We start from the raw sequence: 24,197 nt of genomic DNA, 5'->3' as shown, positions 1-24,197 counted from the left end.
CCCGTGGGCGTGCCGAAGAATAGTTATTCCGAATATCCGCGCAGTCAAGAATAAATTATTGACCCACTACCAGACCCGTGTTACACCAGCCATCACCACCGCACCCGGGAAGTGTCGTCGTGGATGTCCGCCGTTGCCAGCCTTCCGCCAGCCGCATGCCGCCGCGCCCCGCGCGTCCCGGCCGGCGCGTGGCGTGGCCGGCGCTGTGCCTGCTGGCGATGTCGATGGCGGCCGCGCAGGCCAGCCTGCCGCCGCCGACGATCGAGGAGACCGTCGCGGCGATCGACAGCGGCAACTTCCGCGGCGCCGAAACCATGATCGCCGCCGCGCTGGCCGAGCCCGGCCTGCGCGACGCGCAGCGCGAGGCGTTCCTGTTCGAACGCGAGCGCATGCGCCGCATCCGCCTGGACTTCACCCTGGACCGCGCCGCGGCACTGGCGCAGGCGCGCCGGTCGATCCCCGACCTGGCGGAGTCCGAATTCGACGCGTGGGACCGGGCGGGCCTGGTCGAGCGCATGGACATCGATGGCGAGCCGCGCTACTTCAAGCGCGCCGTCTCCAACCTGTACCGGCTCAGCCCGGAGGCGGCCGCGCGTCGCGCGCCGCCGGTGAAGCCCTTCAGCGAGGGCCCGAACGAACGCCTCAACCCGCACCACGCCGAGGTGGTCGCCGCCGCGCGCGCGGGCGCCACCAGCGTGGCGCCGCGGCGCCTGCGGGTGACCCAGTCGCTGGTGGTGGATGCCGATGCGGTGCCCGCCGGCGAGACCGTGCGCGCCTGGATCCCGTATCCGCGCGCGATCGAGGGCCAGCAGGAGGACATCCGCCTGCTCGGGACCGTGCCCGCCGGCGGCACGGTGGCGCCGGAAGGCACCCTGCAGCGCACCGCCTACATGGAGCGCACCGCGGTCGCGGGCCGGCCGACCGAGTTCTCGGTCAGTTACGACGTCACCGTCCACGCCCGCCACTTCGCGATCGATCCGCAGCGGGTCACCGCGACCCCGGACGACCCGGCGCTGGCGCCGTACCTGCGCGAGCAGCCGCCGCACATCGTGTTCACCCCGGAGCTGCGCGCGTTCTCGGACAAGGTCGTCGCCGGCGAGACCCATCCGTACCAGGTCGCGCGCCGGCTGTTCGAGGCGGTGGACCGGATCCCGTGGGCCGGCGCGCGCGAGTACTCGACGATCTCCAACATCAGCCACTACGCCCTGCGCGCCGGCCACGCCGATTGCGGGCAGCAGACCCTGCTGCTGATGGCGCTGCTGCGGCTCAACGGCATCCCGGCGCGGTGGCAGTCCGGCTGGGTCTTCTCCGACGACGCGATCGCCTACGACAACATGCACGACTGGGGCTGGCTGTACCTGGCCCCGTACGGCTGGGTGCCGATGGACGTGACCACCGGCCAGCTCGCCAGCGACGACCCGGCGCTGCGCTGGTTCTACCTCGGCGGGCTGGACGCCTACCGGATCGCGTTCAACGACGATTTTTCGCGGGACTTCGTTCCAGCCAAGCGCCACTTCCGTTCCGAGACCGTGGATTCGCAGCGCGGCGAGGCGGAGTGGCGCGGCGGGAACCTCTATTTCGACCAATGGGACTACCGGTTCGAATGGCAGATGCTGCCAACAGGCAATGACGCCACCAGCACGGGCGCGGACAACTTCAACACCACTGTGGGAGAGACACGGGGATGAACAGCAGGACTTTCAGGAAGGCCGCGCTCTGCGTGGCGCTGGGTGCGTGCATCGGCGCGATGGCGCCGCTGGCCATGGCCCAGAGCGCGACCGGCGCGGTCGCCGGCCGCGCCAGCGCCGGTGACCAGATCGTCGTCACCAACAACGCCACCGGCGCCAGCCGCACGGTCACCGTCGGCAGCGACGGCGGCTACCGCCTGACCCAGCTGCCGATCGGCGACTACCGGTTGCAGGTCGTGCGCGGCGGGCAGCCGGTGGGCGAGGGGGTGACCGTCAACGTCGCCGTCGGCGGCACCACGTCGGTCAACCTGGGCGCCGAGGGCAACCTGGTCAACCTGGACGCGGTGGAGGTGGTGGGTTCGCGCGTGGTCAACCGGGTGGACGTGTTCTCCACCGAGGTCGCCACCAACATCAACCGCGAGGAGCTGCAGCGGCTGCCGGTCGAGCAGAGCCTGACCTCGGTGGCGCTGCTTGCGCCGGGCGTGGTCGGCGGCAACTCCTCCTTCGGCGGCATCTCGTTCGGCGGTTCGTCGGTGGCCGAGAACTCGGTGTTCATCAACGGCCTCAACGTCACCGATTTCTACCGCCGGCAGAGCTTCTCCACCGCGCCGTTCGACTTCTTCCAGGAGTTCCAGGTCAAGACCGGCGGCTATTCGGTGGAATTCGGCCGCAGCACCGGTGGCGTGATCAACGCGGTGACCCGTTCGGGCAGCAACGAGTTCGACGGCGGCGTGACCTTCACCTTCGAGCCCAGCGCCTGGCAGGCCAGCGCCGACGACCACTATTACGACGACGGCGTGATCAACGTGCGTTCCAGCCATGATCGCGACAGCTTCATGAAGGCCAATGTCTGGGCATCCGGCCCGGTCATCCGGGACCGCCTGTTCATGTTCGCGATGTACGAACAGCGCGAGGGCAACGCCGGCTTCACCAACGCCTTGGGCAACACCTGGACCACCACCGAGAACAGCGACGGCTTCTGGGGCGCCAAGCTGGACTGGGTGATCACCGACGACCACCGGCTGGAACTGCTGGCCTTCTCCGACGACACCGAAACCCTGGGCGACGCCTACGCCTACGACTGGGCCAACGCGGTCGCCACCTCCTACACCGGCAGCAACACCAACCAGACCGGCGGCAACAGCGGCTCGATCACCTACACCGGCCAGTTCGGCGAGAACTTCACCGCCAAGGCCATGTACGGCATCAACCAGAGCCAGAGCCAGGTCTTCTCCGCGTCCGACGGCCCCTGCTCGCAGGTGATCATCGACAACGCCAGCTACGGTGCGGCCTACGCCGCCATGGGGCGGCCGCCGGTGAGCTGCCATCCCAGCACCAGCGCCTCGGTGGTCGACCACGAGGACGAGCGTGAAGTGGGGCGCCTGGACTTCGAGTGGGCGCTGGGCGACCACCTGCTGCGCTTCGGCCTGGACCGCGAGGTCATGACCACCGACCGCAGCACCTTCTATCCCGGCCCGACCCAGCAGCGCTACACCGTCTACGGCCGCACCAGCGCCAACCAGGTGCTGGGCAACGACGCGGTCCTGCCGCCCGGCGTCAACTCCTTCGTGATGGGCCGCCGGCGCATCGACGGCGGCGTGTTCGAGACCACCGCCAATGCCTGGTACATCGAGGACGTGTGGAGCGTCACCCCCGGCCTGATGCTGAACCTGGGCGTGCGCGTGGACGCGTTCGAGAACAAGACCGCCACCGGCGACGCCTTCATCAAGATGGACGACCTGGTGTCGCCGCGCCTGGGCTTCTCCTGGGACGTGCAGGGCGACGGCCGCATGAAGCTGTTCGGCAACGCCGGCCGCTACTACCTGCCGGTCACCAACAACATCAACTACACCTTCGCCGGCGGCCTGATCGACGAGTACACCTACTACGCGCTCAGCGGCTGGAGCCCGGCGACCAACCCGGTCACCGGGTCGTCCTACATGGCGCCGGTGCTGGGCGCCCAGATCGGCCCCGTCGACGACGACATGAACATCAGCGTCGGCGACCTGCGCCAGAGCGTGGACCGCGACCTGGACGCGGTGTTCCAGGACGAGTTCATCCTCGGCTTCCAGGCGATGATCAACCAGGCCTGGTCCTGGGGCGTCAACGGCACCTACCGCAAGATGGACAACGCGCTGGACGACGTCCGCATCAACGCGCTCTGCGGCGTGCGCCACGGCACCCTGTTCCCGATCGCAAACCCGGGCGACGAGATGACCCTGTGGGGCACCACCGCGATGGGGTGCGCCCAGGACGGCTGGGTGACGATCGACACCGCCAAGGAGGGTTACATCACCGTCGGCAGCAACCGCATCATCGGTTACTCGCAGCCGGAGCGGACCTACAAGGCGATCGAACTGCAGATCGACCGCGCCTGGGACGACAAGTGGGCGTTCAACGCGTCCTACCTGTGGTCCAAGTCCGAGGGCAACCACGAAGGCCCGGTCAATTCCGACACCAACTACGGCGACACCGGCATGGTCCAGCACTGGGACCACCCGGCCAACAACGAACGCTACGGCGTGCTGTTCAACGACCACGAGCACCAGATCAAGCTCCGCGGCAGCTACAAGCTCAACGAGATGTGGACCTTCGGCGGCACCTTCACCGCGCTGTCGGGCGGCCCGATCACCGCCTTCGGCGTGACCTGGCCGGACGAGAACTTCGCCGTCGCCAGCTTCACCAGCGAGGGCAGCGGCGGCGGCAGCGGCTGGCTGTGCGTGCAGAACTGCTCCGGGCCCTGGCAGGGCCGGGTGTACGACTACACCCCGCGCGGCGACTTCGGCCGCATGCCGTGGACCTACAACCTCGGCACCAGCGTGACCTGGACCTTCCCGGTGGAGGGCATCGACCTGAAGGCGCGGTTCTCGATCTACAACCTGCTCAACGAGCAGGAGGTGATCAACGTGCGCGGCCGCTACGAGGCCAACCCGGGCGTGCCGCGCCCGTACTTCGGCACCGGCACCCGCTGGCAGTCGCCGCGCTACGCGCAGCTGGTGGTGAGCTGGAACTTCTGACCGGCTGGCGCCGTACGCGCGCCGGGCTTCGGCCCGGCGCGCGCCCGGCAGCCAACCGCGGAGCCTGACATGCGTTGTTCCCTCCTCTTGGCGGCCGCACTGTCGGCCGCATTTCTTTTCGGCGCCGGCACGCCCGCGCGCGCGTCGGACGGCGACCGCGCCCGGATCGCCCGCGCGGTCGACGACACCGTCCAGCGCTACGGCCTGCCGGGGATCGCGGTCGGCGTGGTCGAGGACGGCCGGATCGTCGCGGTGGAAACACGCGGCGAACTGTCCGCCGGCAGTGGCCAGGCGATCACGCCGGACACGCTGTTCAAGATCGCCTCCAACAGCAAGGCGATGACCGCCGGGGTGCTCGCGCGGCTGGTCGACCAGGGCAAGCTGCGCTGGGACGATCCGGTGACCAGGCACCTGCCGCGGTTCCGCATGCATGACCCGTGGGTGACCGCCCAGATGCAGGTGCGCGACCTGCTGATCCACAACAGCGGGCTGGGCCTGGGCGCCGGCGACCTGATGCTGTGGCCGGAGCCGAACACGTTCACCCGCGACGACATCATCGCCGGCCTGGCGCACCTCGAGCCGGTCGGCAGCTTCCGCTCGGAGTACGCCTACGACAACCTGCTGTACGTGGTCGCCGGCGAGGTCGCCGCGGCGGCGGCCGGGATTCCCTACGACGAGCTGGTGCGGCGCGAACTGTTCGGGCCGCTGGGCATGGACGGCTGCCGGGTAGGCGCCTGGCGCCTGGACGAGGCCGGCAGCGTCGCCAGGCCGCACCGCCGCGTGGACGGCCGCAACCTGCCGGTCGGCGAGCGCGTCGACGCCGCCGGCGTCGTGCCCGACATCACCTCCATGGCCGCCGGCGGCATCCGCTGCGGCATGGACGACATGCTGACGTGGGTCGGCATGTGGCTGGATCCCGCCCATCCGTGGCTGTCGCCGGCCCAGCGCCGCGCGGTGTGGACCGCGCACATGCCGATGCCGGTGAGCGAGCGCATGCGCCAGTGGGACAACAGCCATTTTTCCGCCTATGGCTACGGGTGGCGCCTGTCCGACGTGGATGGCGAATGGAAGGTCGCCCATACCGGCACCCTGACGGGGATGTATTCCTCGGTCATCCTGTTGCCCGACCGGCGCGCCGGCATCGTCATCCTGGCCAACGGCGAAGGCGAAGCCGCGCGCACCGCGCTGGGCCAGGTGCTGCTGGAGCATTACACCGATCCGGCCGCCGGCCACGACGTGGCCCATTACGCCGCGCTGCTCGACCGGGAACGCGCGTTGCGCAAGGCCGCCGAGCCGCTGCCCGACACCTCGGCGCGCCGGGCCGCCGGCGCCGCAGAAGCCGCCGCGCTGCTCGGCGTGTGGCGCGACCCGTGGTTCGGCGAGGTCGCGATCTGCCCGCGCGGACGCGGCGTCTCCTTCGCCTCCGCGCGCTCGCCCTCGATGCGCGGGCGGCTGATGCGCGTCGGCGGGCGCTGGCTGGTCGACTGGGACGAAGACAGCGTCGATGCCGAGGCCTGGCTGCACCCGCCTTCCCCCGGTTCCGGCGACGGCGCTACCCTGACGGTCTCGCACGTCGATCCCGAGGCGGACTTCAGCTACGACTATGCCGACCTGGCCTTCCACCGCCTGCGTGACTGTCCCTGAGCCGCTGGCGCGGCACGGCCGGCGCCAGCGGCGCAACGGCCACGCCGCGGCAACGTGGCTGCTGCCGGCGCTTGCGCTGCTGGCCGCGGCGGCGCATGCCGCAGGACCACCGCGCCTCTCTCCCGCGGCCGACGCCGCGGCGGCCGGCATGGTCGACATCCGCACGCTCGCCCCGGACGTCGAGGTGGACCTGCGCTATGCCGGCAGCGACAACTTCACGGGCGCGCCGGTGCCCGGGTACGAAGCCAACCGCTGCTACCTGCTCGCGCCGGTCGCCGACGCCGTCGCCCGGGTCCAGGCATCGCTGCGCGCCGAAGGCCTGGGCCTGCGCATCTACGACTGCTACCGGCCGGCGCACGCGGTGCGCAGCTTCATGCGCTGGGTCGGAGTGCCGGACGACCCGGCGCTCAAGGCGCGCTGGTACCCGAACGTGGACAAGGCCCGGCTGACCGACGGCTACATCGCCGAGACCTCGGGCCACAGCCGCGGCGCGACGGTGGACCTGACCCTGGTGCGCTGCCAGGACGGACGCTGCGCGCCGCTGGACATGGGCACGCGCTTCGACTTCTTCGATCCGCTCGCCCACACCGACGATCCCCGGGTGTCCGCGGTCCAGCGCGCCAACCGCGACCGGCTGCGCGGGGCGATGGCCGCGCAGGGACTGGCCAACTATCCGATGGAATGGTGGCACTTCACCCTCAGGCCGGAGCCCGACCCGGACACGGCCTACGACTTCCCGGTGCGCTGATGCCCCGCTGGCTGGACCTGCACTGCCCCTATTGCGGCGAGCCCATCGAGCTGGCGGTGGACGACAGCGCCGGCGACCAGGACTACATCGAGGACTGCCAGGTGTGCTGCCGGCCCATCGCGGTGGCCGTCCGGGTCGACGAGGCCACGGGCGGCGTGCGCGCACGCGTGCGGCGCGAGGACGAGGCCTGAGCCATCGACGCCGCCGGCGCCGTTTAGACTGGCCGTCCATCCACGCCGCATCGCCCGATGAACCTTCCGCTGCACACCGGCCTGCCCGGCGCCCTCGAAGCCGCACTGATCGCGTTCCTCATCGGCGTGGCCGTCTATGCGCTGTGGGCATGGATCTGCCGCCGCAGCGGCCTCACCGTGGCCCATGCAGTGGGCTGGGGTGCGGCGATCGCGGTCGCCGTCGCGGCGGGCGTGGACAGCTGGAACCTGTTCTACCTGGGCATCTCTCGCCTGGAGTCGCCGCTGTACGCCCGGCTCGCGCTCGCCGGCATCCACGATCCGGATTTCCTGGGTACGCGCGTGCTGCTGCAGATCATCGGCGCGATGACCGGCACGGTGGCGGGCTGGTGGCTGTTCAGCCACCGCTTGGCCGGCGCGCACGCGGCGGCGCGCCATCCGGAGCCGCCGAAACCGGATACACCGGTCGATTGAACCGTCCGCTCACCTGCCGCAGACGGCAGGCTAACCAGCGCGGTAGCGCCTGCCGGAGTGGACGTGGTTAACGCCGCGTGCATGCGCGGATCGCCGCGCAAGCGCGGTTCATGGCGGGCGGAGCAGGGTCGTAATCGTGACTGCCGAGCGCATCTCACGAGTACCCCCATCCGATGCAGGAGCAAGCCATGAATACCCAGAAGCGACTCACCACCGGTCTTCTCATCCTTGGCATGGCCACCGCGCCGCTGGCGTTCGCCCAGCAGGACACCTCGGCGACCCGGGCCGAGTCCCCGCAGGCCACCGGCGCCGCCGAGCAGCAACCGGCGCAATCCACGGCCGGCGGCCAGGGCCTGAGCTGGGCCGACCTGGACGCCGACGGCAACGGCACCCTCAGCAAGCAGGAAGCCCAGCGGCATGCGGGCCTGAGCAACGTCTATGCCGATGCCGATGCCGACGCCAACGGCGAACTGACCGCCGACGAGTACCGCGGCTTCGTGCAGAAGCGCCAGGCCACCACGCCGACCACGCCGTAAACCCGCGCACGGCCGCGTGGCGCACGGGCGGGCCCTGGCCCGCCCGTGCGCTGTCCGGCCACCGCCCACCACCGGGCCGCGGGCCGTACGGGCGCCGGTGGTGCGCTGGTATCCTGCCGCTCCCCCGGCAGCAGGTTTTCCCATGCACGAGATCCGCCTGGTCGGCTTCGATGGCGACGACACCCTGTGGCGCAGCGAGGACTACTACCGCACCGCCGAGAAGCAGTACGAAGACATCGTCGGCCGCTACATCGACCTGCATGACGCCGGCACGTTGCGCCACCTGCTCGAAGTCGAACGCCGCAACCTCAAGGTGTTCGGCTACGGCGTCAAGGGCATGACCCTGTCGATGATCGAGGCGGCCATCGAGCTGACCGGGGGACGGATCGGTGCGCGCGACCTGCAGCAGGTGGTGGAGATCGGCCGCGCCACGCTGCAGCACCCGGTGGAACTGCTGGACGGCATCCGCGACGCGGTCGCGGACATCGCCGCCGAGCTCCCGGTCGTGCTGATCACCAAGGGCGACCTGTTCCACCAGGAGGCGAAGATCGCCCGCTCGGGCCTGGCCGACCTGTTTCCCCGCATCGAGATCGTGTCGGAGAAGGATCCGCAGACCTACGCGCGGGTGCTCGGCGAGTTAGGGATCGAGGCGGCGCAGTTCGTGATGGTCGGCAACTCGTTGCGCTCGGACATCGAGCCGGTCGTCAGGCTCGGTGGCTGGGGCGTGCACATCCCCTATGCGATCACCTGGGCGCACGAGGCCGAGCATGGACTGGCCGAAGCGCATCCGCGCGTGCGCTCGGTCGAGTCGCCCCGCCAGCTGCCGGCGGCGGTCCGTGAAATCGTGACCGGCGTTCGAAACGCTCGCTGAATGTCTCCACGGTGCGGCGAATCCGGTAACGGTTACATGCGGCCGGGTTAAATTGCGGTTCACTCCGAAAATCGCAACGTCATCGCAACGTCCACACCGGAGCGCTGCCATGAATGTCACCACCTCCCTTCGCTCCGAACGCACCGGCTGGGCCCGCGGTGCGCTGCTCGCTGCCGCGCTGGCCGGCGCCGCCGCCCTGTTGCCCGCCCCGAAGGCCCAGGCCGCCGATGTCCAGGTCCGCGTGCTGGTCGATGTCGCCGACCTGATCTTCCGCAGCGGCCGTCCCTACTACTACGACGACGGCTACTACCAGCCGGTGGTGGTCGAGTACGACCGCTGGCGCCGCCCGGTGTACTACCGCTACGAGCCGCGTCCGGTGGTGGTCTACCGGCCGGCCCCGCGCTACTACGCGCCGCCGCGCCACTACCACCCCGCGCCGCGGCCGCACTATCGCGTCAGCTACGACGACCGGTATGACCGCTACGACCGGCACGACGGCCACCGCCATCACGGCAAGAAGGGCAAGGGCCACGACAAGCACCATCGCGGCCGCGGCTGGGACGACTGACCCGCGCATCGACGGACAAGGTGTCCCCGCGAGAACGCCGACCCCCGCCCGGGGTCGGCGTTCTCGCATCCGCACGCCTGCGGCCGACCCGCCGGCCACCGCCCGTGCCTGACAGCGCCGGCGGGCTGCGGCAGAATCGCCGCATGCGCCCTGCATCCTCCCTGCTCCGGCACGGTTTTGGCGGCATGCTCGGGCTCGCCCTCGCGCTGGCGGGTGCCACCGCGTTCGCCCAGACGACGCCAGCCGCCGCGGAGGGCGACACGCCCCGTCCGCATGCGACCGGCGACGCCTGGCTTGACCGCCGGCTCGCCGACATCGACGCCTATGCGACCCGCCACCCGGACGCGTTCGCCGACGAACTCGAGCGCTACGCCGGCGTGCCGCGCGCATACGTCCTGGGCCTGCTGGAGCAGCCCGGATGGGGAGGGGGAGACGCCTGGTTCGCCTGCTTCATGGCACGGGCCGCGATGGCGACCTGCCGCAGCGTCGTGCGCGCACGCACGCTCGCCGGCCCGGACGCGACCTGGGAGCAGGTCGCCGCCGGCTTCCAGGAGGAGGATCCTGCATCCGCTCTCCATGCGCGCGTGCGCCTGGCACTGGCCGACAGCTACCGTCGCTGGGCCATCCCGCTGCAACCGGACGCGGCGATGTCGCGGGCACTGGAGCGCCGCGAGCGGTCCAGGGCCGAGGCGGATCCGGCGCGCTGACGTTCCGCGCCCACGTTCGCGCACGTGGGCGCGTTGGCGACCGGTTTCACGCTGGCCATACGCACGCCACACGCGTGGACGACATGGCCGAACGGATCATCGACCTGATCCGTTACAGCAAGGACTCCGCCAATGGCCAGCCGCAAGACGCCCACCGCCACCGCTCCGGGGCGCCAGCCCGATCGCACGCCCACGGACGCTAAGCCCAAGGCGCCCGGCACCACCGGTCGGCGCGCCGCGGCCGACCCGGATGCGGGCGGTCCGCGTGGCGCCGGCGACGAGCTCCAGCAGCAGGCCGGCGGCAGCCATCCGCCACTGACCACCAACCAGGGCGTGGTGGTCGCCGACAACCAGAACTCGCTGACCGCCACGCCGCGCGGCCCGACCCTGCTGGAGGATTTCATCCTCCGCGAGAAGATCACCCACTTCGACCACGAGCGCATTCCCGAGCGCATCGTCCATGCCCGCGGCAGCGCCGCGCACGGCTACTTCGAGCTAACCCGCTCGCTGAAGCGCTACACCACCGCGCGGCTGTTCACCGAGGTCGGCGTGCGCACCCCGGTGTTCGCGCGCTTCTCCACCGTGGCCGGCGGCGCCGGCTCGGTCGACACCCCGCGCGACGTGCGCGGCTTCGCCGTGAAGTTCTACACCGACCAGGGCAACTACGACCTGGTCGGCAACAACGTGCCGGTGTTCTTCATCCAGGACGCGATGAAGTTCCCGGACCTGGTCCACTCGGTGAAGATGGAGCCCGACCGCGGCTTCCCGCAGGCGACCGCCGCCCACGACACGTTTTGGGACTTCATCTCGCTGACGCCCGAGTCGATGCACATGGTCATGTGGGCGATGAGCGACCGCACCATCCCGCGCTCGCTGAGGATGATGGAAGGCTTCGGCGTGCACAGCTTCCGCTTCCTGGACAAGGCCGGCAACAGCACCTTCGTGAAGTTCCACTGGCGGCCGAAGCTGGGCCTCCAGTCGACGGTGTGGGACGAGGCGATGAAGCTGCAGGCCGCCGACAACGACTACCACCGGCGCGACCTGTTCGAGGCGATCCAGGCCGGCGCCTACCCGGAGTGGGAGCTGGGCGTGCAGCTGTTCACCGAGGAACAGGCCGCGGAGTTTCCGTTCGACCACCTCGACCCGACCAAGATCGTCCCCGAGGCGCTGGTGCCGGTGCAGATCATCGGCCGCATGGTCCTGGACCGCTGCCCGGACAACTTCTTCGCCGAGACCGAGCAGGTGGCGTTCTGCCCCGCCAACCTGGTGCCCGGCATCGACTTCTCCAACGACCCGCTGCTGCAGGGGAGGCTGTTCTCCTACCTGGACACCCAGCTGATCCGCCTGGGCGGCCCCAACTTCCAGCAGATCCCGATCAACCAGCCGCGTTGCCCGTTCGCCAACCACCAGCGCGACGGCCACATGCAGATGCAGGTGCATCGGGGCCGGGTCAACTACGAACCCAGTTCGCTCCAGGAAGACAGCCCGCGCGCCGACCGCCGCAGCGGCTTCCGCCACCACGCCACCGCGCCGGACGACGGCGCCAAGGGCCGCGTGCGCCCGGAGAGTTTCGCCGACCACTACAGCCAGGCGCGGATGTTCTTCACCAGCCTGGAAGCGCCCGAGCAGGCGCACCTGGCCTCGGCGCTGGTGTTCGAGCTGTCCAAGGTCGAGACGCCGAAGGTGCGCGAGCGCATGGTCGGCCACCTGCGCCACATCGATGCCGACCTCGCGCGTCGCGTCGCGGACGGCCTGGGCCTGGATACCCTGCCGCCGGCGCCACAGAGCGCGGTGCCCGCGCAGCCGATGCCGCCCGCGCCGGAGGTCCGCGTCATAGGCCGCACGACCGCCACGCTGGAAGGGCGCAGCATCGGCATCCTGTTCGATGAAGGTTCCGACGCGCGCACGCTCCGCGCGATCGCCGCCGCCGCCAGGGATGCCGGTGCGACGGTGAAACTGGTCGCGCCGAAACTCGGCGGTGCGGTGCTGTCCGATGGCCGCCGGCAGCCGGCCGATGGCCAGCTCGCCGGGACGCCATCGGTGGTGTTCGACGCGGTCGCGGTGGTGCTGTCGCCCGCGGCGGGCGCACGTCTGGCCAGGGACAGCGCGGCGGTGGACTTCGTCGCCTTCGCGTTCGCCCACCTCAAGGCGATCGCGCACGACGAGGGCGCCGCTCCCCTGCTGGCCAGGGCCAATGTCGAACCCGACGCGGCAATCGTGGATGCCGGTGACGTGCGTGGTTTCCTGGCCGCCGCCGCGGTGCGCCAGTGGGACCGCGAGCCGAAGCTGCGGCAGCTCGCCTGACGGGCGGATGCACGTGCGCCGGGGACCCCGGCGCCGCTCAGCTCACCAGCAGCACGATCACGCTGCCCCACGTGGTCAGGAACACGTGGGCCACCGCGACCGATCCGGAATAGCCGATCACCGCGATCGCGCTGCCGCTCTTTTCCTGCAGCGCGGCCAGGCCGGCCGTGAAGGTCTGCGCGCCGGAGATCGCGCCCAGCAGCAGGATCGGATCGATCTTCAGCACGTAGCGGCCGAACCACAGCCCGCTCATGAGCGGGACCATGGTCACCACCATGCCGCCCAGCAGCAGGCCCAGTCCCGATTCGCGCACCGCCGGCAGGAAGTGGGGTCCGGCGCCCAGCCCGACCATCGCCACGAAGCCGGCCAGGCCGAAGGACTGCATGAACTTGACCGCGCTGTCGGGCACCCGGCCGAACAGCGGGCGGTGGACGCGCAGGTGGCCGGTGACGATGCCGGCCAGCAGCGCGCCGACGCTGGTGCCGATGGTGATGGTGATGCCGCCCACCGGCACGGCGACCACGGCGCCGAACACCGCGCCGGCGAAGATCGCGGTCCCCACCGCCACGAAATCGGTGGCGTCGGTGGGTTGCACCAGTTCGCCCAGGCGCGAAGTCGCGCGCAGCACCGCCGCCTCCGGACCGGTCAGCAGGACCACGTCGCCGCGCTCGAGCTCGGTGCGCGTGCCCACCGGGATCTCCTGGCCGCGGCGCATGACCCGGCGCAGGAACACCGCGCGGGCCTCGTCCAGGCCCGCGATGTCCTCCAGCGGCCGGCGCGTCCATTCGCCCTTGCTGATGAACACCTCGTGCGCGGCCGTTGGAATGTCGAGCAGGGCCCGGTCGTCGACCTCCTCGGCCCGCTCGCCGATGTAGCCGACCAGGATCTCGCGGCGTCCGCTGATCGCCAGCAGGTCGCCGGGCTCGATCCGCATCCCGGGCAGGGGCTCGAGCAGGTCGTCGCCACGACGGATGCGATGGATGAACAGCCGCATCCCGTCGCCCACGCGCTCGGCCTCGGCGACGGTGCGGCCGACGATCGGCGCCGCCGCCGCGACCCGGTAGCCGCGCGTCTCGAACGGCTGCCAGGCCGAGGCGATGCCGTTGCGCGTGCGCATGATGCCGTAGCGCCGCTCCAGGGCCAGCGAGTCCTGCACCAGGTCCACGCGCAGCAGGGCCGGGCCGATCACGGTGCAGGTGAGGATCACGCCCAGCGCCCCGGCCACGTAGCACACCGCGTCGGCCACGCCGATGTGCGCCTCGTACATGCGCAGGGTGGCCTCGTCCAGCGGCAGGGCGCGGATCGCCTCGGCCGCGGTGCCCATCGCGGGCGACTCGGTCAGCGCGCCGGAGAGCATCCCGGCGGCCATGCCGGGGTTGAGGTCGAGCGCGACCGCGATCGCCCAGGCCACCAGCAGGCCGACCGCCGGCATGAAGGCGCCCAGCACGGCCAGGCGCCAGCCGTCGCCCTTCATCGCCGAGACGAAGCGCGGCCCCACCTCGTAGCCGATGCCGAACAGGAACAGCAGGAACACCACCGACTTGGCCGTGGCCGAGACCGGCACCTCGAACAGCGCGCCGATCAGCATGCCGGCCAGCAGCGAGCCGGTGACGCCGCCGAGGGTGAAGCCACGCACCTTGCGCGTGCCGACCCAGTAGCCGATGGCCAGGGCCAGGTACACGCCCATTTCCGGATAGCGGGACAGCAGCGAGCTCATCCACTCCACGGGCGCGGTTCCCCTTGCTGGCGTCAGGCCGTCGTCAGAGCGACGGCGGGTCGTAGAAGACCATGATCCGCAGGTCCTTCAGGTCGTCGCTGGCCGGGTCGGCCTGGGACACCTGCGCGTAGCGCAGGCGCACCATCAGTCCCTTGAGCGGGCCTTCGGCCGCCTTCCACTGCACGTTGAAGTCCGCTTCCTCGCGCGCGTAGTCGGTCGGCGAGCTGGGATCGCTGCCGTCCACGTACAGCGCGTACACGCCCAGGCCCTTCACCGACTTGAAGTCGTAGCCGGCGCGCGCCATCCAGGCCGACTCGCCGTCGCGGTTGAAGTCCTCCACCTGCACGCTGGTATAGCCCGGGTAGCCGCTCCACGGGTTCTGCATGTTGGCGTTGCCGCCGGCATCGGTATAGGCCACGGTGAACAGCGCGCCGCCGTGCACCAGTTCGGCCTTGGCGCCCCACTGGTTGGAGTCGAAGCGCGTGCCCTTGAGCAGCTGGTCGCCGTTGCTCGACTGGTCGCTGTACTGCAGGGCGGTGCGCAGCTTCCAGTCGTCGGACAGGGCGAACGCGTAGCGGGCCTCGGTGTAGAAGATGCCGATGATGTCGTCGCTGTAGTAGCCGATCGCACCGACCGACAGGTCGCCCAGCGCATAGTTGGCGCCGAGGGTGTAGACCCCGCGCTCGACGCCGGCCGGTGCGCCCGCGTCCTTGGCCATGGACACGAAGTCCTCGGAGGTGCGCTCCTTGATCTTGTCGAAGTAGCCGCCACCGACCCGCCACTCGCCGCCGTCCTTGCTGTCGCCGTACAGGCCCTGCACGACCGCCGCCTGGAAGGTGTTGGGCGTCATCCGCGCGTCGTTCTTGTTGATGTACGGCGTGTCGAACGCGCGCCGGCCCAGGGTCAGGCGGGTGTCCTGGTTGAGCAGGAACTCGCCGTAGACCTCGCCGAGCACGGTGTAGCCTTCCTGCCCGGGTGCGAGCAGCCCGGTGCCGTCCTTGTCGTCCGGGCCGTACAGCTTCTGCGAGGTGTAGCCGGTGGCGCCGAAGGCGAAGATCTCGCGGAAGTAGCCGGTCTTCAGGCCGGCCGACCCGCCCAGCGCCCAGGCCTCCATCTCGCTGTTGTCGTACTTGTCGCGGTCCAGGTAGAAGGTGCGGGCCTGCACGTCGAACTTGGTGTCCTCGAACGCCTTGCGCCGGGTCTCGCGGATCCACTCCTGGCGGGAAGGGCCGAAGCTCTCGTCCATCGGCGTCTGGCCCTGTTCGACCGAACTGGGGGCCAGGTCGACCTCCAGTTCGTCGAGCGCCTCGGGCTCGGGCGCCTGGGTGGCGACCTGCGCGGCCGCCGCCAGGGGCAGGGCCAGCCCGCCTGCGAGCAGGCAGCCGGCCGCCGTGGCGAGGAGCGCCGTTCCGTTCCGGCGCCGGTGACGGGGTAGCGTGATGTCCATGTCGTTCTCCTCCGGGCCGTCGCCTACTGCGACAGCACCATCGCGAAGTAGCCGAACACCGTGTACAGCACCCCGGATATGGCATAGCCGACCGGGAACCCGACCCACGGCACGCTGCTGTCGATCTCCTTGGCCGCCTCGCGCGCCGGGCCGGAATGCGAGCGCGAACCGGCCACGCCGCCCATCAGCACCGCGGGGTTGATCTTGAAGATGTGGTAGCCGACCGCCCAGGTGACGAACGGCGGGACCGTGCTGGCGACGAACCCGGCCAGGAAGATCTTCAGCGCGATCGCGCCGGTCAGCTGCTCCAGCAGGGTGGCGCCGGCATTGATGCCGACGATGGCGATGAAGGTCACCAGGCCCAGGTCCTCGAGGATGTTGCGCGCCGCGTTCGGCGTGCTGCCGAAGAAGCGCAGGCGCGACACCAGCGAGGACACGAAGATGCCCGACAGCAGCAGGCCGCCGGCATTGCCCAGGCCCACGCTGAAATCGCCCACCGGCACGTTGATCTTGCCGATCAGCAGGCCCAGCACCATGCCGCCGGACAGGGTCAGCAGGTCGGTGGAGGTGCTCGGCCGCGCGATCTTGCCGAGCAGGCCGGCGGCCTTGTCCACCGCGCCCTTGAGGCCGGTCACGTGCAGCACGTCGAAGCGCTTGAGTTCGGTGTCGCGGCCGACCGGGAACGGCTCGCCGGAACGCTCCATGCGGGTGACCTGCAGCTGGCCGGCGAACCCTTCGGCGGCCAGGGCGCTCAGCGGCTTGCCGACCGCGCTCTTCTCGGTCACCACGATCTCGGCCTGGTCCAGCGGCACCGCCAGCGCCTTGGGATCGTCCACCTCGGTACCGATCAGGCCGAGGTTCTCGGTCAGGTCACCGAGGCGGCCGCCGAGCGCGATCACGTCGCCGCTCTGCAGCAGCAGCGCCGCGTCGGCACCCAGCGATTCCTCGCCGCGACGGATGTTGACGATGCGGTACTGCGGATACTTGCTGCGGAACTGGCCGATCGTCTGGCCGGCGGTCGCCGGGTTCTCCAGGCGGTAGGCACGCAGGCCGCCGCCGCGGTAGCCGGTCAGTGCGGCGTCGTCGACGTTCTTGACGCCGTGGGCCAGCTCGTACTCCTTGGCCGCCTTGCGCGCATCCACGCCCCACCAGCGCGGCAGGTACTTGCATACCAGGATGATGCCGACCGTGCCCCAGATGTACGTCACGCCGTAGCCGAGCGCGATCATGCCCGACACTTGTTCGGCGGTGGTGCCCTCGGGCAGCTTGTAGGCGCCCTGGGTAACCGCCATTTCCGCCGTGCCGATCGCGGCGGACATGGTCTGCGAACCGGCCAGCACGCCGCCGGCCGCGCCCGCGGGCAGGTCCAGCCAGCCGGACATCAGCACCACCAGGCCGAGGCCGAGGAACGAACAGACCACCGCGAGGATGGTGAAGGTGATGCCGTCCTTCTTCAGCGCGTTGAAGAACGCCGGCCCCACGCGCAGGCCGACGCCGTACATGAACAGGTAGTAGAAGAGCGACTTGGCGAAGTTGTCGAGCTGCATCTTGACGCCGTACACCGACGCCCAAGTCGCCAGGCCGGCGCCGACCACGATCGCCGCGGCGACCATGCCCAGGCCGTAGCCCTTGACCGCGAACTTGCCGACGACCACCGCCATGCCCACCGTGAAGAACAGCAGGATGTACGGGTTGTCGGCCAGGAACTGGAAGAAAGCCTGCATGACAGCGTCTCCGGAAGTCAGGCGTGGTTACTGCTGGGAATTGGCGCGGCGTCCGGCGAGTGCGGACGGCTTGATCAGCTTGATGCCCTGCGCCGCGTTGTAGCCGTGGATCTCCTTCACGTCGAGCTTGCGCATGTAGGTGATCGTGTCGGCGGTGATGATCTGGCCGGGGACCATGATCGGGAAGCCGGGCGGATAGGGGATGACGAAATTGGCCGACACCATCTCCGGTCCGTCGCGAAGGCGCGCGTCGACGTCGGCGCTATGCAGCTTGACGTACTCGCAGTTGTCCTCGTCGTAGGCCATGAAGAACGCCGGCCGCATGTGGCCCTCGTTGCTCGGGGCGGCCGGGTCGTCGCGGAACGCGTCGTGGAAGCGGCTGAAGTTGGGCAGGTCGGGCACGTCGGTCATCAGCGAGGTGACCCGGTCCGTGAACACCTGCTTGCCGGCCGGGCTCTCCTGCGACAGGCGCGCGTCTATCTCGCGCGACAGGTCGGCCAGCGCCTTGATCAGCAAAGCCGCATCACTGTGCGTGTTGTTGATGTTGGTCTGGACCAGGATGCTGTTGCGCGAGGTCTTGTTGATCTGGATGTCGAAGCGCTCGGCGAGCATGCCCTTGAACTGGGTGCCGTCGAATCCGGCCGCGCCGCAGACCACGGTCAGGCGGGTCGGGTCCAGCGCGAACTCGTCCTCGTCCCAGGCCTCGGCCGTCTGCGCCCAGCTCGCGTTCGGCGGGCCGTAGTCCTTCAGTCCGGAGGGACGGAATTCGGCCGGGATCATTTCCTCGGGCGTAGCCACGCGGAAGTACTTCGAGATGAGCGGATGGGTGTTGATCGACTGGCGCAGGCGCAGCGCCAGGTCGGTCATCTTCAGGGTCAGCGCGTAGCCCTCCAGCTCCATCTGCCGCCTCGCCAGGTCCAGCGAGGCGATCAGCTGCAGGTTCGGAGAGGTCGAGGTGTGCGCCAGGAACGCTTCCTGGAACGGACCCTGGACCTTGTGGAAGTCGTCGTCCCACACCAGCATCATCGAGCCCTGGCGGAAGGCCGACATCGACTTGTGGGTCGAGTTGGTCTGGTAGACGCGGATGCGGACCTTGTCCGGGTCGGGCAGCCGGCGCGCGTCCAGCGCCCCCGGATCCTTCGGGTCCAGCGCCGGCGCATCCTTGGCCCAGGCCTCGTACTCGGCGCGGTAGGCCGCGCTGCGGTAGCGCTGCGTCAGCGCGGCGGCCGCGCCCATCGCGGTGCGGCGCCGGTGCAACGGGTTGAAGCGGGCGAAGCCGAACCAGGCCTCGTCCCACAGGAACACCAGGTCCGGCTTGATCGCCAGGCATTCCTCCATGACCTTGCGCGGGTTGTACATGTGCCCGTCGAAGGTGCAGTTGGTCATGTCGATCGCCTTGACCCGGTCCAGCTTCCCGGCGGCCGCGCAGTCGAGCAGCGCCTGCTTGATCGTGCGCAGCGGCACCGCGCCGTACATCGAGTACTCGGTCAGCGGGAAGGCTTCGACGTAGTACGGCTGCGCGCCGCTGAGCACGAAGCCGTAGTGGTGCGACTTGTGGCAGTTGCGGTCGACGATGACGATGTCGCCCGGCTTGCACACCGCCTGCACGATGATCTTGTTGGAGGTCGAGGTGCCGTTGGTGCCCAGGTAGGCGCGCTTGGCGCCGAACGCGCGCGCGACCGCCTCCTGCGTGCGCTTGATGTTGCCGGTGGGCTCGAGCAGGCTGTCCAGCCCGCCGGTGGTGGCCGACGACTCGGCGAACAGGATGTTGGTGCCGTAGAACTCGCCCATGTCGCGGATCCAGTTGGATCCGAAGATCGACTTGCCGCGCGCGATGGGCAGCGCGTGGAACGTGCCGATCGGACGCAGCGCGTACTTCTTCAGGTTGTCGAAGTACGGCGTCTCGTAGCGGTCCTTGAGCCCGTCCAGGATCGCCAGGTGGATCTCCATCGGCTCTTCGACGTGGTGGAACATGCGCCGGATCGGCGCGGCGTCCTCGCTGCCGGCCAGCTGCTCCGGCGCGCGGTCCGAGAGCAGGTACAGGTCCAGCTCCGGCCGGTAGTCCTTGATCTTCCCGGCCAGCGCGGTCGCCAGCGCGCCCGGCGCGATGTCGCCCTGGCGGGCCTCGAAATGGCGGGCCAGGAAGGCCCTGAGGTCGGGCACGTCGTGGCGCGAGGCGAAGCCGAAGCCGTCGATCAGCACCACCGCCTGCAGGTCGAAGTTGACCATCACCGCCAGCAGCGCGTCCTCCAGGCTGCCCACGTGCACCGCCGCGTAGCGGAAGGCGTCGTCGGCGCGCTGCATCCGGCGCATCTCTTCCTTCGCCCGCAGCCACTGCGACGGGTCGCTGGGGGTGACCACCAGCACTTCGAAGTAGGGCTTGTCCGCGGTGCCGGTGACGTCCGGCGGCAGCGCGTCGAGCACCGCGCGGTCGGCGGCATCCGAGGTGTCCCAGGCCGCCTCGTCGCGCCGGTAGTCGCCCGACAGCAGCGCGCCGGAGACCTTCTGCACCAGCCGCGCGAACAGGCCGGCGTCGGACGCATCGAGCGCGTCGCGCAGCGCGGCCAGCAGGCGCTCGCCGGGGTAGGCCCAGCAGTACTCGAGGCGGGTCGCGGCGTCGAACTGCTTCGCGCACTCGGCGCGCGCGGCACCGCGCGCGGCATCGCCCGCCGTGGCCCAGGCGCGGGCGGCGGCGTTGAGCTGCCGCCACTGGTCGGTGCGCAGCGACGCTGCGACCAGTACGTTGGAAAGGGTGGGATCCTGGCTCATGGCTCTGCTCCTTGGGATGGGCGACGCGCCGCGGGGCGTGCACGCGGCGTGAAGGGGGGAATCCAGCAGAAAGCTAGGACGACACCCCCAGCGCTTGTATTGGCTCTTGGCACTACGCGGCAGGCGGGACGGGACACCGCCTGCCGCGGTCGCGTGGCCACCACCGGGTGTCGGCGGCACAAGGCCTGCCGGCATTGCGCCAGGCATGAGAACGGCCCCGGCACGGCCACCCAAGGCGTATTCAGTTAACTGTCGCGGTCAGCGAACGCGTCCCGCAGCCTTGCTCAGAAGCGGTAGACCACGCCGAGCCGCAGGCCGTTGTCGATGAAGCGGAAATTGCCGTCGAAGCTGGTCTTCTCGGCGTCGGCCTCGATCCGGCGCATGGTGTAGTCCAGCGAGGCGCCCCAGTTGTCCCAGGGGAACCACTCCACGCCGAAGCGGCCGAAGGTCACATCCGCGTCGATGCTGTCGATGTCGGCGGCGAAATAGCCGAGGTCGGCCGACAGGCGCCAGTCGCTGCCGCCGGGGACCCAGCGCCAGCTGCCACCGATCGACGGCGCCGGCAGGTCGGCGTCGACCTTGCCGCTGATGCCGCCGCTGCCGACCGGATTGCCATTGGCGTCCACTTCCAGCGACAGGCCCAGGCCGATCCGGTACCACACCAGGCCCAGGCGCGGGCCCATCGTCCAGGTGTCGCGGTCGGCGGCCCAGTAGACGTAGTAGGCCTCGTAGGCGTCCAGGTCCAGTTCGGCGCGCAGCGTGCTGGAGGTCTCGTAGGTTTCGCCGTCGAACTCGATGTCGCGGTCGATCTGCTTGGTCGCCGAAGCGTCGTCCTGGTAGTAGGACAGGCCGAACTCGTGCTTCTCCCACGGCCGCCAGGTCGCGCCGACGAAGGCGACGGTGTTGCTCTGGTTCATGCCCAGGTCGCGTTCCAGGTCGATGTTGGTGCCGTCGCCGGTCTGGCCGTCGGCGCGCACCTTGGTGTCGAATTCGGTGATGTAGCCGCCCACCCGGAAGCTGAAGGTGTCGAGCGGTTCGAGCGCGGCGCAGTCGAACGCGGTGGCGGCGAGCAGGGCGGCGGCGAGCGGGGCGAGGATGCGGGGCTTCATGGCGGCTCCCTTGGGTCCGGGGTCAGTGGTTGGAGGAGGCTTGCGGATCGGAGAGGACGGGGCCGGAGGCGGCGAGCGGGGCTTCGCCGAAGCTGCCGCCCAGCGCCAGGTGCAGGTCGATGCGCCGGACCAGCCGCTCGCGCTGGACGTTGAGCAGCGCGACTTCGGCGGCCCACTGCGCCAGCTGGCGCTGGTTCACCGCCCGCAGGTCGGACTTGCCGACCCGGTACGCGTCCTGTTCCAGGCGGGTGGCATCGCGGCCGGCGGCGGCGGCGTCGCCGAGGATGCGTTCGCGCTCGGCCAGGACGCGCTCGGCATTGAGCGCATCCTCGACCTCGCCCAGCGCGACCAGCGCGCGGCGGGCGTAGTCGGCGACCGCGACCTTCTGTTCGGCGGTGCGGACCGCCACCTGGGCGGTCAGCGCGCCGCCGGTGTACAGCGGCACCATGGCAGTGGCGGCGGCGCTGGACGTGGTCTGCTCGAGGTCGCCGCGCATCTGCACGGCCTCGTTGCTGATCCGGCCGTAGCCGGCCGACAGCGACAGGCTGGGCAGCATCGAGGCCTTGGCCTCGCCGACCCGATCGAACGCGCTGGCGACGCGGCGCTCGGCGGCGACCATGTCCGGCCGGCGGTTGAGCACGTCGGCCGGGATGCCGGCCGGGACCGGGCCCGGGAATGGCGTCAGCGAATCGCGCGCGGCGAGCGTGGCGCCGGGGTAGCGGCCGAGCAGCAGTTCCAGCGCGCGCAGCGCCTGGCGGTGCGCCAGTTCCATCTGCTGCTGGGCATCGGCGTAGCTGGCCAGGTTGGCGCGGGCCGACATGATCTCCGCATCGGTGCCGATGCCGACCTTGCGGCGCTGCTCGCTCATCGCCAGCAGCCCGCTCGAGGCATCGACCATGTCGGCCGCCAGCTGCTGCTGCAGCCGGGTTTCGCTGGCCACGAACCAGGCACGGGCGACCGAGGCGGCCAGCGACTGCTGGGCGTAGCGGTAGTCGGCGCTGGTGGCGTCGCGCGAGGCGCGGGCGGCGTTGCGCGCGTAGCGCATGCGCCCCCACAGGTCGATCTCCCAGGACATCCGCAGCATCACGCCGCTGAGCAGCGCGACCAGGTCGGCGACCGGCTTGTTGCCGGCGCGGCCCAGCACGCCGATCGCCGGCTTGAGCTGGGCCTCGGCGATGTCGACCTGGGCGTTGGCCATCTCCAGCCGGGCCGAGGCCACCCACAGGTCCGGGTTGTTCTCCAGCGCCTCGTGGACCAGGCGCGAGAGCTCCGGGTCGTTGAAGCTGGCCAGCCAGCCCTCGTCGACCTGGGCGGCGCTGGCCTCGGCCGACCAGTTCGGCGGCACCACGACCTTGCCCAGCGCCTGCGCCTGGACCTCGGTGGCGGTGGGCTCGGGCAGCACCGCGCAACCCGTGGCCAGGCCGAGCACGAAGACGGTGGCCGCCGTGCGCAGCGCGGTGGGGACGGACGGCAGGGCGGTGCGCATGTGCATGTGCGTCAGTGCAGCTTGAGGACGAGCCAGTCGAGCTTGGTGCCGACCCGGATGATCACCTTGCGGATGATGTGGATCAGCGCGCCGCGCTCGGTGTAGATCGCGCCCTGGCCCTGCGCGCCCATCGCCAGGAAGGTGGTCTCGTCGGCACCGACCGGGCGCAGGCGCACGGCGATCTTCCCCGGCGGCACCGGCTGGGTGACGTTCTGGCCCGGCAGCATCCCGCCGATCGGCAGCTGCCCGGTGCTCGATGCCCACACCACCGAATCCACCTCGCACTTGATGATCCGGTTCGGCATGACCTTCAGCGCCACTTCGGCCTCGTTGCCCGGGGCCACGTAGCGCAGCTCGTTCTGCGCGTACATCGCCAGCACCCACTGCTCCTTCTCGACGAAGCTCATCACCGGCGCCATCGGCAGGTTGGCCGCGTAGGAGCCCACGCGCAGCTGCAGGTTGATCACGCTGCCGTCGGCCGGCGCGTAGACGGTGGTCTGCTCCAGCTGCCAGTTCGCCTCCACGATCTGCGCGCGCAGCTGCTCGATCGCCGCCTGCGCCTGCGCCACTTCGGACAGCTGGTCCTCGTCGGTGCGCGCCGACAGCTTCTGCTCGACCTGGGCCACCGTGGCGGTGGCCGAGGCCAGTTCCGCGCGCAGGCTGGCCGCTTCGGTTTCGGCCTGCTCGCGGTCGAACACCGAGCCGGCGCCGGTGCTGGCGAGTTCAGCGGTCTGCTTCTCGCGGCGCTCGGCCAGGGCCAGGCGCGAGGCGACCGCGGTGCGGGTGGAGCGGGCCGACTTGAGCTGTTCGTCCAGTTCGCGCTGGTAGGCCTGGGCCGAGTCCAGCCGCGCCTCCATTTCCGGCAGCTTGGCTTCCAGCGCGCGCAGCTGCTGCTGGAACGGCACCGGGTCGATCCGGAACAGCACGTCGCCCTTCTTCACCGGGCGGTTGGCCTCCACCGGGACCTCGATCACCCGCCCGGCCACCCGCGGCACCACCTGGACCACGTAGTTGATGACCCGGACGTCGGCCGAGGAGGGCGCGACCACGTTGAGCACCAGGATCAGCGCGGTCAGCGCGAAGATCGGCAGCGAGACCACGATGATCTGGGAGATGAAGTTCCAGGGCAGCCACTTGAACTTGAAGAAGATCAGCCAGACGAAGAACGAATAGATCAGCAGCAGGATGATTTCCATGGTG

18 protein-coding genes are annotated in these 24,197 nt (G+C 70.3%); 11 read left to right on the top strand and 7 right to left on the bottom strand.

Translation table 11 applies throughout. From position 1 onward, the window contains the following. Nucleotides 1–155 precede the first annotated feature (155 nt). From ACA089_RS09845 to ACA089_RS09795, 11 genes are all read left to right on the top strand, one after another. Nucleotides 156–1,688 carry a transglutaminase-like domain-containing protein gene (locus ACA089_RS09845; RefSeq protein WP_372016327.1) on the top strand — a complete coding sequence of 511 codons (1,533 nt, stop codon included), beginning with the start codon at nt 156–158 and terminating at the stop codon, nt 1,686–1,688. Beyond that, nucleotides 1,685–4,705: a TonB-dependent receptor gene (locus ACA089_RS09840; protein ID WP_372016324.1), complete on the top strand. Its 3,021-nt coding sequence runs from the start codon at nt 1,685–1,687 to the stop codon at nt 4,703–4,705. The genes ACA089_RS09845 and ACA089_RS09840 overlap by 4 nt, the downstream gene beginning before the upstream one ends. Nucleotides 4,706–4,774: 69 nt before the next feature. Next, entirely contained in the window at nt 4,775–6,349 is a 1,575-nt protein-coding gene (locus ACA089_RS09835) for a serine hydrolase domain-containing protein (protein WP_372016321.1), read from the top strand. Between the two features lie 58 nt (nt 6,350–6,407). Beyond that, entirely contained in the window at nt 6,408–7,097 is a 690-nt protein-coding gene (locus tag ACA089_RS09830) for a M15 family metallopeptidase (protein WP_372017745.1), read from the top strand. Continuing rightward, on the top strand, nt 7,097–7,288 hold the full coding sequence (locus ACA089_RS09825; protein WP_372016318.1) for a CPXCG motif-containing cysteine-rich protein: 192 nt from the start codon (nt 7,097–7,099) through the stop codon (nt 7,286–7,288). The genes ACA089_RS09830 and ACA089_RS09825 overlap by 1 nt, the downstream gene beginning before the upstream one ends. Before the next feature lie 57 nt (nt 7,289–7,345). Next, nucleotides 7,346–7,759, top strand: a complete 414-nt coding sequence (locus ACA089_RS09820) for a hypothetical protein (protein WP_372016315.1) — start codon at nt 7,346–7,348, stop codon at nt 7,757–7,759. Between the two features lie 188 nt (nt 7,760–7,947). Further along, on the top strand, nt 7,948–8,295 hold the full coding sequence (locus ACA089_RS09815; protein WP_372016312.1) for an EF-hand domain-containing protein: 348 nt from the start codon (nt 7,948–7,950) through the stop codon (nt 8,293–8,295). Nucleotides 8,296–8,437: 142 nt separating this feature from the next. Continuing rightward, nucleotides 8,438–9,166, top strand: coding sequence for an HAD family hydrolase (locus ACA089_RS09810; RefSeq protein WP_372016309.1), 729 nt, complete (start codon nt 8,438–8,440; stop codon nt 9,164–9,166). A gap of 109 nt (nt 9,167–9,275) precedes the next feature. Next, nucleotides 9,276–9,734, top strand: a complete 459-nt coding sequence (locus ACA089_RS09805; RefSeq protein WP_372016306.1) for a hypothetical protein — start codon at nt 9,276–9,278, stop codon at nt 9,732–9,734. A gap of 143 nt (nt 9,735–9,877) precedes the next feature. Then, nucleotides 9,878–10,441, top strand: a complete 564-nt coding sequence (locus ACA089_RS09800) for a hypothetical protein (protein ID WP_372016303.1) — start codon at nt 9,878–9,880, stop codon at nt 10,439–10,441. 132 nt (nt 10,442–10,573) lie between these two features. Continuing rightward, on the top strand, nt 10,574–12,745 hold the full coding sequence (locus tag ACA089_RS09795) for a catalase (protein ID WP_372016301.1): 2,172 nt from the start codon (nt 10,574–10,576) through the stop codon (nt 12,743–12,745). 37 nt (nt 12,746–12,782) lie between these two features. Here ACA089_RS09795 and ACA089_RS09790 read toward each other — a convergent pair whose 3' ends face one another. The 7 genes from ACA089_RS09790 to ACA089_RS09760 all read right to left on the bottom strand — a co-directional run bounded on the left by ACA089_RS09790 (nt 12,783) and on the right by ACA089_RS09760 (nt 24,193). After that, complete coding sequence (locus ACA089_RS09790; protein ID WP_372016298.1) at nt 12,783–14,462, bottom strand: aspartate-alanine antiporter-like transporter; 1,680 nt, start codon at nt 14,460–14,462, stop codon at nt 12,783–12,785. 43 nt (nt 14,463–14,505) lie between these two features. Next, on the bottom strand, nt 14,506–15,909 hold the full coding sequence (locus ACA089_RS09785) for an OprD family outer membrane porin (protein ID WP_372016295.1): 1,404 nt from the start codon (nt 15,907–15,909) through the stop codon (nt 14,506–14,508). Nucleotides 15,910–15,932: 23 nt separating this feature from the next. After that, nucleotides 15,933–17,633 carry an aspartate:alanine exchanger family transporter gene (locus tag ACA089_RS09780; RefSeq protein WP_372016293.1) on the bottom strand — a complete coding sequence of 567 codons (1,701 nt, stop codon included), beginning with the start codon at nt 17,631–17,633 and terminating at the stop codon, nt 15,933–15,935. 27 nt (nt 17,634–17,660) lie between these two features. Beyond that, nucleotides 17,661–20,402 (bottom strand): hypothetical protein, encoded by a 2,742-nt coding sequence (locus tag ACA089_RS09775; RefSeq protein ID WP_372016290.1) that lies wholly within the window; start codon nt 20,400–20,402, stop codon nt 17,661–17,663. A 284-nt stretch (nt 20,403–20,686) separates the two neighbouring features. After that, nucleotides 20,687–21,511 (bottom strand): hypothetical protein, encoded by an 825-nt coding sequence (locus ACA089_RS09770; protein ID WP_372016287.1) that lies wholly within the window; start codon nt 21,509–21,511, stop codon nt 20,687–20,689. 22 nt (nt 21,512–21,533) lie between these two features. Further along, entirely contained in the window at nt 21,534–22,997 is a 1,464-nt protein-coding gene (locus ACA089_RS09765; RefSeq protein ID WP_372016284.1) for an efflux transporter outer membrane subunit, read from the bottom strand. A gap of 11 nt (nt 22,998–23,008) precedes the next feature. Beyond that, the gene (locus ACA089_RS09760) at nt 23,009–24,193 is read right to left on the bottom strand and encodes an HlyD family secretion protein (protein ID WP_372016281.1); all 1,185 of its coding nucleotides are present in this window, start codon (nt 24,191–24,193) and stop codon (nt 23,009–23,011) included. Nucleotides 24,194–24,197: the final 4 nt, after the last annotated feature.

It is taken from the genome of Pseudoxanthomonas fibrivorans, from assembly GCF_041464125.1.
In the GTDB taxonomy this organism is placed as follows: Bacteria; Pseudomonadota; Gammaproteobacteria; order Xanthomonadales; family Xanthomonadaceae; genus Pseudoxanthomonas.
Note: the sequence above shows the minus strand (reverse complement) of the source record. Positions and strands in the feature narration are given on the sequence as shown.

Coding starts and splice junctions, on each gene's coding strand:
- ACA089_RS09780 (WP_372016293.1), bottom strand. CDS start 17,633: ATGCAGGCTTTCTTCCAGTTCCTGGCCGACAACCCGTACATCCTGCTG.
- ACA089_RS09840 (WP_372016324.1), top strand. CDS start 1,685: ATGAACAGCAGGACTTTCAGGAAGGCCGCGCTCTGCGTGGCGCTGGGT.
- ACA089_RS09825 (WP_372016318.1), top strand. CDS start 7,097: ATGCCCCGCTGGCTGGACCTGCACTGCCCCTATTGCGGCGAGCCCATC.
- ACA089_RS09765 (WP_372016284.1), bottom strand. CDS start 22,997: ATGCGCACCGCCCTGCCGTCCGTCCCCACCGCGCTGCGCACGGCGGCC.
- ACA089_RS09800 (WP_372016303.1), top strand. CDS start 9,878: ATGCGCCCTGCATCCTCCCTGCTCCGGCACGGTTTTGGCGGCATGCTC.
- ACA089_RS09760 (WP_372016281.1), bottom strand. CDS start 24,193: ATGGAAATCATCCTGCTGCTGATCTATTCGTTCTTCGTCTGGCTGATC.
- ACA089_RS09815 (WP_372016312.1), top strand. CDS start 7,948: ATGAATACCCAGAAGCGACTCACCACCGGTCTTCTCATCCTTGGCATG.
- ACA089_RS09820 (WP_372016315.1), top strand. CDS start 7,346: ATGAACCTTCCGCTGCACACCGGCCTGCCCGGCGCCCTCGAAGCCGCA.
- ACA089_RS09770 (WP_372016287.1), bottom strand. CDS start 21,511: ATGAAGCCCCGCATCCTCGCCCCGCTCGCCGCCGCCCTGCTCGCCGCC.
- ACA089_RS09775 (WP_372016290.1), bottom strand. CDS start 20,402: ATGAGCCAGGATCCCACCCTTTCCAACGTACTGGTCGCAGCGTCGCTG.
- ACA089_RS09790 (WP_372016298.1), bottom strand. CDS start 14,462: ATGAGCTCGCTGCTGTCCCGCTATCCGGAAATGGGCGTGTACCTGGCC.
- ACA089_RS09785 (WP_372016295.1), bottom strand. CDS start 15,909: ATGGACATCACGCTACCCCGTCACCGGCGCCGGAACGGAACGGCGCTC.
- ACA089_RS09805 (WP_372016306.1), top strand. CDS start 9,276: ATGAATGTCACCACCTCCCTTCGCTCCGAACGCACCGGCTGGGCCCGC.
- ACA089_RS09810 (WP_372016309.1), top strand. CDS start 8,438: ATGCACGAGATCCGCCTGGTCGGCTTCGATGGCGACGACACCCTGTGG.
- ACA089_RS09795 (WP_372016301.1), top strand. CDS start 10,574: ATGGCCAGCCGCAAGACGCCCACCGCCACCGCTCCGGGGCGCCAGCCC.
- ACA089_RS09845 (WP_372016327.1), top strand. CDS start 156: ATGCCGCCGCGCCCCGCGCGTCCCGGCCGGCGCGTGGCGTGGCCGGCG.
- ACA089_RS09835 (WP_372016321.1), top strand. CDS start 4,775: ATGCGTTGTTCCCTCCTCTTGGCGGCCGCACTGTCGGCCGCATTTCTT.